The 12,132-nt window shown below is 59.8% G+C and carries 11 protein-coding genes; 5 read left to right on the top strand and 6 right to left on the bottom strand.

What is annotated here, in order from left to right:
• Positions 1-32: 32 nt before the first annotated feature.
• Positions 33-1,268: a porin gene (locus tag BPHYT_RS28760; protein WP_012427646.1), complete on the bottom strand. Its 1,236-nt coding sequence runs from the start codon at positions 1,266-1,268 to the stop codon at positions 33-35.
• Positions 1,269-1,594: 326 nt separating this feature from the next.
• On the bottom strand, positions 1,595-3,028 hold the full coding sequence (locus tag BPHYT_RS28755) for an MFS transporter (RefSeq protein WP_012427645.1): 1,434 nt from the start codon (positions 3,026-3,028) through the stop codon (positions 1,595-1,597).
• A gap of 86 nt (positions 3,029-3,114) precedes the next feature.
• Between BPHYT_RS28755 and BPHYT_RS28750 the strand changes: the two genes are divergently transcribed.
• The 5 genes from BPHYT_RS28750 to BPHYT_RS28730 all read left to right on the top strand — a co-directional run bounded on the left by BPHYT_RS28750 (position 3,115) and on the right by BPHYT_RS28730 (position 7,575).
• Positions 3,115-3,468, top strand: coding sequence for a helix-turn-helix domain-containing protein (locus BPHYT_RS28750; RefSeq protein ID WP_012427644.1), 354 nt, complete (start codon positions 3,115-3,117; stop codon positions 3,466-3,468).
• A complete protein-coding gene (locus BPHYT_RS28745; protein WP_012427643.1) occupies positions 3,465-4,274 on the top strand; it encodes a 2-keto-4-pentenoate hydratase in 810 nt (269 codons plus the stop codon). Before BPHYT_RS28750 ends, BPHYT_RS28745 begins: the two co-directional genes overlap by 4 nt.
• Before the next feature lie 13 nt (positions 4,275-4,287).
• Positions 4,288-5,178: a fumarylacetoacetate hydrolase family protein gene (locus tag BPHYT_RS28740; protein WP_012427642.1), complete on the top strand. Its 891-nt coding sequence runs from the start codon at positions 4,288-4,290 to the stop codon at positions 5,176-5,178.
• A gap of 29 nt (positions 5,179-5,207) precedes the next feature.
• On the top strand, positions 5,208-5,903 hold the full coding sequence (locus BPHYT_RS28735) for a hypothetical protein (RefSeq protein WP_012427641.1): 696 nt from the start codon (positions 5,208-5,210) through the stop codon (positions 5,901-5,903).
• A 100-nt stretch (positions 5,904-6,003) separates the two neighbouring features.
• Positions 6,004-7,575, top strand: coding sequence for a UxaA family hydrolase (locus tag BPHYT_RS28730; protein ID WP_012427640.1), 1,572 nt, complete (start codon positions 6,004-6,006; stop codon positions 7,573-7,575).
• A 423-nt stretch (positions 7,576-7,998) separates the two neighbouring features.
• Here the strand turns inward: BPHYT_RS28730 and BPHYT_RS28725 are convergent, their stop codons facing one another.
• The 4 genes from BPHYT_RS28725 to BPHYT_RS28710 all read right to left on the bottom strand — a co-directional run bounded on the left by BPHYT_RS28725 (position 7,999) and on the right by BPHYT_RS28710 (position 12,114).
• Positions 7,999-9,018: a Gfo/Idh/MocA family protein gene (locus tag BPHYT_RS28725; protein WP_012427639.1), complete on the bottom strand. Its 1,020-nt coding sequence runs from the start codon at positions 9,016-9,018 to the stop codon at positions 7,999-8,001.
• A 123-nt stretch (positions 9,019-9,141) separates the two neighbouring features.
• The gene (locus tag BPHYT_RS28720) at positions 9,142-9,978 is read right to left on the bottom strand and encodes a shikimate dehydrogenase family protein (RefSeq protein ID WP_012427638.1); all 837 of its coding nucleotides are present in this window, start codon (positions 9,976-9,978) and stop codon (positions 9,142-9,144) included.
• Between the two features lie 133 nt (positions 9,979-10,111).
• On the bottom strand, positions 10,112-10,564 hold the full coding sequence (locus BPHYT_RS28715; protein WP_012427637.1) for a cupin domain-containing protein: 453 nt from the start codon (positions 10,562-10,564) through the stop codon (positions 10,112-10,114).
• A 116-nt stretch (positions 10,565-10,680) separates the two neighbouring features.
• Complete coding sequence (locus BPHYT_RS28710; RefSeq protein ID WP_012427636.1) at positions 10,681-12,114, bottom strand: MFS transporter; 1,434 nt, start codon at positions 12,112-12,114, stop codon at positions 10,681-10,683.
• Positions 12,115-12,132 lie beyond the last annotated feature (18 nt).

Genomic DNA, 12,132 nt, shown 5'->3' with positions numbered 1-12,132 from the left:
GTGGCCGCAATAAGGATAAAACTTTGGTGATGCTAGAAGCGGTGGACGATACCCACGCCTGCTGCAAACATGCTACGCGACGACGACGGAGCCGACTGGAAGCCATCGCCGATGGATGCCGTTGCATCGATCTGCCGGTTCGTCGCGCCTGCCGTCGTAAACGTCGGCGTGCCGAGCGTCCGGCCGTTCGCGCGCTGGAATGCTTCCAGTGCGTAGAAGCCGGTGCGCTTGGACAGCGCGTAGTACTGGGACAGACTGAACTGGTGGTACGACGCTGCGTCGTCGACACCGTTCGCCTTGCTCGCCCACGTATAGCTATAGCCGGCAGCGAAGTCCCATGCCGTCACGGGCTTCCAGTGCAGCACGGTGCCGGCGGTGTTGAAAACCTGCTCGTCGGTGAACTTCGACAGCACGCCCGGGATGTACTGAACGTTGGTGTACGTCGCCGAGAGATCCCAGGCGCTATTGAATACGTAGCCGAGGCCGACCGCGAAGCGATTCTGCGCCTGCGCACCCTGATAGCCGTTCGTCACTGCCGACACGCCCGACTGGCCAGCCGTGTTCATTGTCGAATCCGCACCGTAGACGCCGCCGCCGACGGTTGAGTTGTTGATGCGCGAGAACGCAACCGTACCGCCGATCGGGCCCTGCTGATACTGGATTGCCGCCGACCACGTTGAGCCGCGATAGACGCTGTCCGGCACGCCTGCGAGCGAGTACGAGCCGCTCACCGTCACGCCGTAGAGCTTCGGCGACGTATAGACGATCGAGTTGTTTGCGCGGTAGATCGTGTCCAAAGCGTCCACATCGCCCGGGTGCGCGCCGAAGTAGCCCGTGAGCCAGTTGGTCGGACTGTACGGTGCCATCAGTGTGTAGTAAGACGTGTACTGGCGACCCAATGTCAGCGTACCGAAGGTCTCGTTCGTCAGACCGATCCAGGCTTGACGGCCGAACATCGCGTTGGCGTACTGCTGCGCGCCGTTGTTGAGGTTGAAGCCCGACTCCAACTGGAAGATGGCCTTGGTGCCGCCACCCAAATCTTCTGCGCCCTTCAGGCCGAAGCGGCTACCCGCCCAGATGCCCGATGCCATCTTGACGTTCGAACGACCACCGTTCGTCGAACCGAGCGAGGTCTGGCTGCTTTGATAAACGATCGAATCATCGACGATGCCGTACAGCGTGACGCTGCTTTGTGCGAACGCCGGCGCTGCGGCCGCGAATGCCGTTGTCGCGACGACGGCGGCCTTGGTCACGTCAAAAGTCCTCATTGTGTCTCCTATTGTGGATAAAGCGAGTTACGTCTGCGAGTTAGGTCTTTTTAACGAGGTCGGCACCGATGCCTCAAGTGCGCTGCTACTAGTCGCCGGTTACGTCTCGATTTCTCGATTACATGGAAGCCGGTTTCGCCAGCCTGCACGTCTCTGGATATATGTGAACTTGCGAATTAACTCGGGCGCGAGATAAATCAGTAGACCGACATACCTGAGTTGGCGTGAATGCGCGCGTGACCCAAGCTGCGCCGACCGAAGGCGATCCGTCGGCGCACGACGACGCGAGGAACTCGTGCACATTCGAGCCGGCGTCCGGCGCCTGCTTAAGACCGCACGTTGTGGACAAACCCGGATTCCGCGGCATTCGTGCTCGTCGCGACCATCGATTCACTGCGCAGGCGTTCGTATTCGGCCGTGGGTACGGGAATAGCGTTGCGGTCGCCGAGCTCGTCAAGACGGATACGGTATGTTTCCCGAGTGGTGAACGCGGCGAACGCGGCGATCAGACAAATGCCGAATGTGAGAAAACCGATCTTCAATGGGATGTGGGTGGACCCAGGGGGCGCGACTGCGACGAAAAGTGCCGGGATCAAGGCCGATAAGGTCGTCCCGACATTCTGTCCGATGGCCATTCCCGTCACGCGTACTCGCGGTCGGAAGAGTTCTGGGAACAGGCTTGGGAACACACCGTTGAAGCCTTGGTAGGCGATGCCCCACATGAGCGTGGAAAAAATCAGTGAGAGCCAGAGGCTGTGAATGCTGATCGCGTAGAGGAAGCCGAAGGAAAGCAGGCCGGCGCTCAAGACACCGACAAGTACTGGCGGCCTGCGGCCAATCCTGTCTGAGAGACTGCCGACGAAGGGAATCAGGATGACCGAACAGACGTTACCGAGGACCGGAATCCAGAGATAGACGCCGGCAGGAAAGCCGATACCGTACGCCGGCTGCACTGCGTACGCAGTGCCGAACACCGTAGCGAGAAACACGACGACGGCGGTGAGCGCCATGCAGACGACGCGCAAAACATCGCCCCAATTCTGCCGAAGGACTTCGGCGACCGGTGAGGCGGGAACCTGACCCTGAGCTCGCTCCTTGGCAAAGGTGGGGGTCTCGTGAACCTGACGGCGGATGATGTAACCGACAATGATAACGACAACACTGAACAGGAACGGAATCCGCCATCCCCAGGAAGCGAACTGATCCTTCGGCATGAAATGCGCGAGGGGCAGGAAGACCCCGAACGCCAGAAGCTGCCCGGCCTGAGACCCCTGAATGGTGAAGCTTGCAAAGTAGCCGCGCCGACCAAACGGTGCATGTTCAAGAATCATGGAACTGGCACCGGAGAGCTCTCCGGCAACAGCGAACCCTTGAACGAGCCGGAGAATGACGAGCAGCACCGGAGCCCAGATGCCGACCTGCCGATACGTGGGTAAAAGTCCCACGCACATCGTCGAAATGCCCATCAGGAACATGCAGAAAATCAACACTGTCTTCCGACCGTGCCGATCGCCGACGTGGCCGAGCACCATAGCGCCTAGCGGACGGGCGACATAGCCGACACCGAAAGTCGCCAGTGAAGCGATGATCGCGACCGTCGGATTACCAGAGGGGAAGAAAAGTTGCGGAAAGACCAATGACGCTGCGGTCGCGTAAATGAGGAAGTCGTAGTACTCGAGTGCTGATCCAATCCAGCCGCTGGCCGCCGCTGTTTTCGATTGGCGCAGGCGATTCGGCTCGGCCGGGGTGCTTCGATTCATAACTTGTCTCCGTCTTCGATTGACTTTTCTGTACGTATTCTCTATTGTTGTAACAACGTTCCATTAAGAACAATGTTATCAACACTATGAGAGTTGTCAAGGGCGCAGTTGACCGTTCACTGCAAGTCATCGAGTTGTTCGCACGTGAAGCACGTGGGATAGGCATGTCCAACGTCGGCGCTGAACGCGAACTGGAGAACGGCCCAACCCATCGAGTGCTTGCGCTGCTGTGCGAGCAGGGCTGGGCGGAACAGGGCAAAGACACGTCGCAATATCGTCTGACCTTGGAGCTTTCCGAGCTCGGTCAGCGGTACTTGCGTGGGCTCGGCTTGCCGGGGCTGGCGCAGCCGATCCTAGACGCGGTGGCAGCGCAGTGCCGGGAGCGGGTTCATTCTGTCAGGCACTGTCGAAACAGCACTGACAAAGGTAGGGCGGCATGAACGCGCCAGCTGCAACACAGGCCGCCAAGGCTATCGCCAGTCCGCGCGCAGAGGCAGCACGCATTCTTGTGACAGCGCGCCAAAAAAGCGAGCTCGTCGAGCGGCTACCTGTCGAACTGTTGCCTGCGGATGTGGACGACGGTTTTGCCATCCAGCAAGAGGTCAGCTACCAGCTGGGTCAGAGGATCGGCGCATGGAAATGCGCGCTTCCTCAGCCGGGCAAAGTCATTGCCGCGCCGATCTATGACGCTGATATCCGTCGAGGTGACGTTTGTCGCACGACGGGGCCTTCGCGTGCCTTTATGAGGGCAGAGCCCGAACTGGCCTGTCTGCTGAACCGCGACCTGCCCCCACGACGCGAAGCCTATAGCGAAGCCGAAGTGCTCGACGCTCTTGGGCACACGCACCTCGCGCTTGAATTGCTAGGCAGTCGGTATTCGCACCCCGAAACGCTGACGTTCCCTGAATTATTGGCAGACGGCCTGTTCAATGCGGGCCTTGTCATTGGACCCCGCGTTAATTCGATCGAAGGCGCGACGCTGGCCGATCTCCCCGTCGAATTGGACATCAGTCTGGCCAGTGTCGGGGCAGAAGCAGTCACGTTCGCTGGCCGCCATCCTGATCGCAGCTTGCTGGCGCCGATCGTGTGGCTCAGCAATTTCCTTCGTGTCCGCGGCCTCGGACTGCTTGCGGGCCAGGCTGTTATCACCGGCTCTTACGCCGGTGTGCTGCAATTGCCAATCGGCTGTGAACTGCGTGTTGGCTTCGGCAACCTCGGCACATTTCCGATTACTTTTTTGTCCTGATAGGAGCATTTATATGCGTCTCGTCCGTTTCGGCCTGCCTGGCCAGGAGCACCCCGGTATCATCGATTCGAGCGGCGCGATCCGCGATCTGAGCGGCATCGTGAGCGACATCGATGGAACGACTGTCTCGCCGGTCGCCCTTGCAAAGCTGGGCGAACTCGATTTAGATCGTCTACCCCTCGTTGAGGCGGGCACGCGTCTCGGCGCCTGCGTCGGCAACGTCCGTAATCTAGTGTGCATTGGTCTGAACTACTCCGATCATGCTGCTGAAACCGACACGCCGATACCACGCGAACCTGTGGTGTTCAACAAGCATACGGGCTCGATTAGCGGTCCGAACGACCCGGTCATCTTGCCCGCAGATGCGCAAAAGCTGGATTGGGAGGTCGAACTCGGCGTGGTGATCGGTAAACCCGCCTGGCAGATCGACGAAGCAGACGCGCTAGAACATGTGGCGGGCTACTGCCTTGCGAATGATGTTTCCGAACGCGCGTATCAGCTCGAACGCGAAGGCCAGTGGACCAAGGGTAAAAGCGGATTCTCGTTCGCTCCGCTTGGACCGTGGCTTGTCACGCGTGATGAAATTCCCGACCCGCAGGTTCTGGACCTGTGGCTCGACGTCAACGGCACGCGTCGTCAGACCGGCAACACACGGACCATGATCTTCAATATTGCGCATATCGTGGCGTATCTCAGCCGCTTCATGCCTTTGATGGCGGGCGACGTGATTATTACGGGCACGCCTCCTGGCGTAGGCCTCGGTCAGAAACCGCCAGTTTTCCTTAAAGCAGGCGACACGATGACGCTCGGGGGCAGCGGACTCGGCGAGCAGTCACAAAAGGTTGTGCAGTACGTAGATACACTCGGCGCGGCCTGGGGCCGTGGCGAGTATCCCTCGGCATAAGACTATTCGATTTGTTAAAGGGAGGAGATATGAGCCTTGCTGGAACTGGCGTCGTTGCAATCTGGCATGACCTGCTGCCGGAAGCGAAGGATGAATTCTACGAGTGGCACAACCGTGAGCACATGCCCGAACGCGCCGGGATCCCCGGGTTCAGGCGCGGTCGGCGTTTCATAGCACTGGATGCGGGTCCTGAGTACTTCAATCTTTACGAGGCCGACACGGTCGAGGTTCTTGGCGCGCAAGACTACCTTTCTCGACTCAATACGCCGACGCCGTGGACCCGGCAGGTGGTCGCCTCGTTTCGCAGCGTCGCGCGCTCGATCTGTCACGTCGCCTATTCGGACGGTGTAGGGCAGGGTAGCTATCTCATGACTGTGCGCTTCGACGTGCCCTCGGATGCAAGGGCAGACGTCGTGAAGGGTTTGCGTCAGGGCGTGCTGCCTTCCCTCGTGGATCTGCGGGGTATCACGGGCGTGCATCTGTGCCTTGCCGACGAAGCGATCAGCAAGGTGGAAACGGCGGAGAAGAAGGCGCGTTCAGAAGGCACGCAGGTACCTACATGGATCGTGTTAGTCGAAGGGTGCCGGGCAGACTATGTCCGTTCAGCGGTGGACCGTTTAGTTTCGGGACTCGCGTCATTGCCCCAACCCGGCGCAACGACACCGGACACGACGCTCTATCAACTTGAGTACACGCGCTGCAAAACGCCCTGGAGCGCTGGCTAAGCGGTCAAGCGTCGTCGATCACCGCTTCACTGCCCGTCGCGCGAATGCCACGTGGCCAAGCGCGACCGGCCTCCACCCTGAGAAACGTAGGAGTAGTGCCATGTCGTTGAATATCGCCGACACGTCCGCCCCATCCACCCCGTCGACGTCGGCTCGTGTCATACGGCTCAATCCTGCCGACGATGTTGTCATCGCGCTCGAACAGCTTATGTCCGGCACGGTGATCGACAAAGAAGCGGTGACGGTGTCAGGACTGATTCCGCCCGGTCACAAAGTGGCGACACGTGACATCCGACAGGGTGAGGCGGTGCACCGCTACGGCCAGGTAATCGGCTTTGCAAGCCAGCCAATTCGCGCCGGGCAGCATGTACACACCCACAACCTCGCGATGGGCGACTTTGCGCGCGACTACGCGTTCGGGCAGGCAGCGCGTCCGACTCTACCCTCGAACCGGCCCGCAACGTTCCAGGGCATCGTCCGCGCAGACGGCCGTGTGGCCACGCGCAACTACATCGGAATTCTCACCTCGGTGAATTGCTCAGCCACGGTTGCGCGGGCCATTGCTGATCATTTTCGCCGCGATATCCATCCCGAAGAACTGGCTGAGTTTCCGAACGTCGATGGCGTGATTGCACTTACACATGGTTCCGGCTGCGCCATCGACTCCGAGGGCGATGGTCTCGCAATCCTGCAGCGCACAATTGGCGGCTATGCATGCCATCCGAACTTTGCGAGCGTGCTGGTCGTCGGTCTGGGATGTGAAACAAATCAGATCCCGCGATTACTTGAGACGCAGGGACTTCGGGAGCACGACCGCTTGCGAACGTTCACGATCCAGGACAGCGGCGGTACTACATCGACGATTGCAAAGGGTATCGAACTGGTTCGGCGCATGTTGCCCGAAGCAAACGACGTGCGGCGGGAGGCGGTCAGCGCAAGTCATCTCACGGTCGGTCTTCAATGCGGAGGCTCGGACGGGTATTCGGGTATTACGGCGAATCCGGTGCTAGGCGCAGCCGTTGACTTGCTCGTGCGGCACGGCGGCACTGCCATTCTCTCTGAGACGCCCGAAATCTATGGCGCGGAGCACTTGCTAACGCGCCGCGCCGCAACGCCTGAGGTGGGCCGAAAGCTGCTTGATCGCATCAGGTGGTGGGAAGCCTACGCGAATCGACATGGGGCGCAAATGAACAACAATCCGTCGGCGGGCAACAAGGCAGGTGGCTTGACGACCGTCCTTGAAAAATCGCTGGGAGGCATTGCGAAAGCCGGCTCGACCAATCTGACCGAGGTGTACGAATATGCTCAGCCGGTCACGGCGCGCGGCCTCGTTTTTATGGACACGCCGGGCTACGACCCGGTGTCGGCTACGGGCCAGGTGGCCGGCGGTGCCAACCTGATCTGCTTCACGACGGGACGTGGTTCCGCTTACGGCTGCGCGCCCACGCCATCCGTCAAGCTTGCGACGAACACGGCACTTTGGCAACGACAGTCCGACGATATGGATCTGAACTGCGGAGAAGTGTTGGAAGGGAGAACGACGATCGAGCAACTGGGCGGAGTGCTTTTCGAATTGCTGCTAGAGGTGGCTTCAGGGAATCGTACTCGCAGTGAGCAGCATGGTTACGGACAGAACGAATTCGTACCTTGGCAAATTAGCGCAATCATGTAAGCGCACAGAGTGGCCAGCGCAAAAAAGGCGTTATAAAAGTGCAAGGAACTGGGCTGGCTGACGTAATGACCGTCCCGGTACGCCGGGTCGTTTCGGACCATCTCGATGAGCATCCGGCGCAGCATCAAGTTGCGGCTGGACATCTCCGTCGGTTGCGACGCCATTGGCACGAGCGCATCCATGAAGTCCGGATACCGCACACTTCAGATCCATGTGTGCATACCACCCATCGAGTTACCGATCAGCAGGTGCAGGTGCCAAATTCGAAGGTGCTCGGTCAGTAGCCTGTGCTGCGCGAGCACCGGGTCGCCGTAGTTGTAAGCCGGAAGTCGCGCGCGATCCAGTCCTCTTCCTTCGGCGATGGGTAGTTGCCCGCATTGCAATAACTTGTTTGCAGCATGAGTTTGCGATCCGGGCAATCCGTCACTTGGGAATCGGCTCGAGAGTTTGAAGCGCACCCCCTTGCCTGGCCGATGCGTAGGCCGCATCCATGACCTGCATCATCAACTCTGCATCGCGCAATGACGCGATTGGCCTTGCGCCAGTACGGCACTCGGCGAGTACCCGCTTGACGAACAAGGGGTAGTAGATGTCAGTTTCAAGCTGGAGGCGGCGGCTTCGCGTGCCTGCGGAAAGATTGTTTCTATCGCGTATCTCGATCCGGTCCGGGCCGGATTTCGCGTACATACGATCGGATGCCACAGTGAACGAGAATTCGCGCTGCTCGTCGGCGGTACTGGGAAAGCTGTATCCCGTTTCCACCAGGCCGATCACGCCGTCTTCGGTCTGCATGGTCAGCAGGGAATAGTCCTCAACCGCGCCCCGATGCGTTCTTGAGTTCATCGTCGCGGAGACTCGGGCGATCTCCTTGCCCGTGAGCAATCTGAACAAGTCGATGAAATGAGTAGCGACGTTGATCGTCGATCCGCCTCCGGAATACTCGGGGTCGAGCGCCCAGCCGGCGCCTGCTGCTGCGTACCGACTCGGTGGTCCCACGATGAAACGGAAGGACATGTAATTGAAATCCGACGGTATGCGCCCCTCGGCATCTTCGAGTGAGCTCAGTAATTCGCTCATTCGAAAGATCAACGGTACTGCGCAATAAAGATTGGCTTCCTCGGTCAGTGCACGAAGCCGGGTGACCTGCGACATGTTGATACCGCACGGTTTCTCCAGCGCGAACGGAATCTTTTTTGCGATCACGGCCTCCGCGAGCGCCGGCATTTCGGAATGCCGCCCGAACACAAATGCGAAATCGACTTCCTCGCGCTCCAGCAGTTCATAGGCCGACGAATACAACTTGCTGCCGAAGCGTGCGGCAATAGCCTCTCCCTTGACATGCTCTGCATCCGACACGGCGACCACTTCAATCCCCGGCGCCTCCAGCGCATCAAGATAGAGCGGGACATGCCAATGGCTGACCTCCAGCAAGGCGACTCTCATACGCATTCTCCTTTAAAAATTTTCAATCACTTCATGCTTCGAAATCGAATGGGTGACGACTGCCGGCTTCGGGCGCTTGCCTTTTATGTCTTGACTCTGCCGTCAGGCATTCCTGCTCAGCGCTTATCGCGGGCCGTCGTCGGGTGTTGATCGTCCATCGGGGCGGTAATCGAAGCCCAGAAACCTGAGGGCATAGACGGCCTGCCCCCGATGCATCGGGCCGCCGTCCTGGGTGCGGCAACCGCGCGCTTGCGCGGCTCGGCGAAGCGGCGTCGGCTCGGCCGCATTGATGATGTCGACGACAATGGCGCCGTGCGCCAGCCGCTCCGGATCGACCGGCATGGCATCGTTTGCTTTCATGCCGAGCGGCGTGGCATTGATCACGATCTCGAATCCTTGCGGGTCGGGTGGCCCCGAACGAGCGTCGCATCCTGTTTCGGCAGCGACGGATGCCGCAAGGCCGCCAGCCCGGGCCTCATCGACATCAGATATGGTTAGGTTGCTAGCGCCAGCAGCCGCGACGGCAAATGCGATGGCGCTACCGGCGCCTCCGGCGCCAACGAGAAGCACGGACTTATTCGCCGGATGGTTGCCTTCCCACTGCATCCCAAGAACGCAGCCAACGCCGTCGAATATCGCGCCAATCCAGCGTCCATCCGGTTCGCAGCGAATGACGTTGAGCGCCCCGACCTGACGGGCAGTCGGATCAAGTTCGTCGACAAGCGCGAGCATCCGTTGTTTATGAGGCATGGTGACCAGCATGCCGGACAGATTGCCCATCGCTCGCGCACCGCTGACGAAGGCCGGCAGATTTGCGGCGTTGACCCAGAACGGAACGCAAACTGCGTCCACGCGCTGTTCAGTAAAAAGCTGGTTCAACAGCTGCGGCGACTTGGCGGCCGTCAGTGGATCGCCCACCAACCCATAAAGTCGCGTTGTTCCTGTGATATGTGGATCCATTGCTGCGTGGCCTTCGATGTTGACTGTTGGGCGCAGTCTTATCTGACTGCTCGGAAATTGGACTTACTGAGGGCGGGATGGATCATGCGTTTTCAGATCAGGCTACTTCGATTACGAATTGGTGTAATGGCCGTCACTTCCATGGCGCTGGCGGCACGTCAAGATCCCAGGTCCCGTAGTGGGCGGGCTCGTTGATCTCGATGACCTCCAGGTCGTCGGAGCGTCCCATGACGTTGTGCGGCACGCCGGCGGGCTGGGACAGGCCTTCTCCGGCCTTGAGCGTCACGTCGCCTTCTACGCCGGCGAAACGGAACGTCACAGATCCGCGGAGCACATACAGGTAGTGCCCGGTCATATCGTGCCAGTGCCAGCCAGTAGGATCGGTGAACGGCTTCAGCGCGCGAATGTGCTTGGCGCCAATGCGACCGTTCGTTACCGCGGCGAGTCCGAGGTCGCGGTACTCAGAATCGGCACGCAGGCCTTCCTGGTTCCAGGGCGCCTCGGCCGCGCTGATGCGCGCAAATGCGCTCAGAGATTGCGCGAGCTCGCGTGGGCCGTCGTAACGGGGAGTGTCTTCGTTGTGCATGTGCATACCCTCTGTATAGCGTCAATGTGTTCGCGCCGGCGCGTCGCGTCGCTTCGGCTTGGCTCCTGCTGTTGCGCCAACACGGTGGTCGCAACGATTACAGCCGTCGTAAAAGCCTACGAGCGAAGCTGTTTTGCGAGATCCTGCGCATCGGCAGTTCTGGTCCTTCCGGCCATCGCTTCGCCGCGCAAGCGCTCGTACTCCGCTTTAGGGACGGGCACCGCACCACGGTCGCCGAGATCGTTAAGGCGGATCCGGTATGTCTCTCGCGTAGTGAATGCAGCGAACGCGGCGATAAGACAGATGCCGAACGTTAGAAAGCCGATCTTCAGCGGAATGTTGGCGGTGCCGGGGGGCGCGACGGCTACAAAGAGTGTGGGCGTCAGTGCCGCAAGCGTCGTCCCAACGTTTTGTCCGATGGCCATTCCCGTCACGCGCACCCGCGTGCGGAATAGTTCGGGGAAAAGGCTCGGAAACACCCCGTTGAAGCCTTGGTAGGCAATGCCCCACATCAGCACCGAGAGAATTATAGTGAGCCAGAGATTGTGGATGCTGATGGCGTACAGGTAGCCGAAAGAGAGCAGCCCGGCGCTGAGCACGCCGGCAAGAACTGGCGGCCTGCGGCCGATTTTGTCGGAGAGATTGCCGACGATGGGAATCAGTATGACCGAGCAGATGTTTCCGAGAACCGGAATCCAGAGAAAGACGCCAACAGGAAAGCCGATACCGTAGGCCGGCTGGACTGCATACGCCGCGCCAAACACCGTAGCAAGAAGCGCGATGACCGCAACGAGCGCCATGCAGACGACGCGCAAGACATCGTCCCAACTTTGTCGCAGGACCTCGACAACCGGTGAGGAAGGCACCTCGCCATGAGCCTGCTCCTCGCGAAACGCGGGAGTTTCCTCAACCTGGCGGCGAATGATGTACCCCATGATGATGACGACAAAGCTGAGGAGAAACGGAATGCGCCATCCCCAGGAAGCAAATTGATCTTTCGGTAAGAAATGCGCCAATGGCAAGAAGACCGCTGCCGCCAGGAGCTGCCCGGCTTGCACCCCTTGCAGGGTAAAGCTCGCGAAGTAACCACGTCGGCCGAACGGTGCATGCTCGAGGATCATGGAGCTGGCGCCGGAGACCTCTCCCGCGACCGCGAATCCCTGAATGAGCCGGAGGATGACGAGCAGCAACGGAGCCCAGATGCCGACCTGATGATACGTTGGCAGGAGTCCCACGCCCATCGTAGACATGCCCATTAAAAACATGCAAAAGATCAGCACCGTCTTCCGGCCGTGCCGGTCGCCGACATGACCGAGCACCATCGCGCCGATGGGTCTGGCAACATAGCCGACACCGAAAGTCGCCAGGGATGCGATGATGGCCACCGTAGGATTCTGAGAAGGAAAGAAGAGCTGCGGGAAAAGCAACGACGCCGCGGTCGCATAAATGAAGAAGTCGTAGTATTCAAGTGCAGAGCCAATCCAGCCGCTGGCCGCGGCTATCTTCGACTGGCGTTGACGATGGGCCTCAATCTGGGTGCTTCCACTCATGACTTGTCTCCGGCTTGG

Origin of the sequence: Paraburkholderia phytofirmans PsJN, from assembly GCF_000020125.1 — a bacterium.
Classification (GTDB): domain Bacteria; phylum Pseudomonadota; class Gammaproteobacteria; order Burkholderiales; family Burkholderiaceae; genus Paraburkholderia; species Paraburkholderia phytofirmans.
Note: the sequence above shows the minus strand (reverse complement) of the source record. Positions and strands in the feature narration are given on the sequence as shown.

What these genes read in the sequence shown, in the direction of transcription:
- BPHYT_RS28745 (WP_012427643.1), top strand. Translation starts at nt 3,465, where the DNA reads ATGAACGCGCCAGCTGCAACACAGGCCGCCAAGGCTATCGCCAGTCCG.
- BPHYT_RS28720 (WP_012427638.1), bottom strand. Translation starts at nt 9,978, where the DNA reads ATGGATCCACATATCACAGGAACAACGCGACTTTATGGGTTGGTGGGC.
- BPHYT_RS28750 (WP_012427644.1), top strand. Translation starts at nt 3,115, where the DNA reads ATGAGAGTTGTCAAGGGCGCAGTTGACCGTTCACTGCAAGTCATCGAG.
- BPHYT_RS28755 (WP_012427645.1), bottom strand. Translation starts at nt 3,028, where the DNA reads ATGAATCGAAGCACCCCGGCCGAGCCGAATCGCCTGCGCCAATCGAAA.
- BPHYT_RS28710 (WP_012427636.1), bottom strand. Translation starts at nt 12,114, where the DNA reads ATGAGTGGAAGCACCCAGATTGAGGCCCATCGTCAACGCCAGTCGAAG.
- BPHYT_RS28735 (WP_012427641.1), top strand. Translation starts at nt 5,208, where the DNA reads ATGAGCCTTGCTGGAACTGGCGTCGTTGCAATCTGGCATGACCTGCTG.
- BPHYT_RS28730 (WP_012427640.1), top strand. Translation starts at nt 6,004, where the DNA reads ATGTCGTTGAATATCGCCGACACGTCCGCCCCATCCACCCCGTCGACG.
- BPHYT_RS28715 (WP_012427637.1), bottom strand. Translation starts at nt 10,564, where the DNA reads ATGCACAACGAAGACACTCCCCGTTACGACGGCCCACGCGAGCTCGCG.
- BPHYT_RS28760 (WP_012427646.1), bottom strand. Translation starts at nt 1,268, where the DNA reads ATGAGGACTTTTGACGTGACCAAGGCCGCCGTCGTCGCGACAACGGCA.
- BPHYT_RS28725 (WP_012427639.1), bottom strand. Translation starts at nt 9,018, where the DNA reads ATGAGAGTCGCCTTGCTGGAGGTCAGCCATTGGCATGTCCCGCTCTAT.
- BPHYT_RS28740 (WP_012427642.1), top strand. Translation starts at nt 4,288, where the DNA reads ATGCGTCTCGTCCGTTTCGGCCTGCCTGGCCAGGAGCACCCCGGTATC.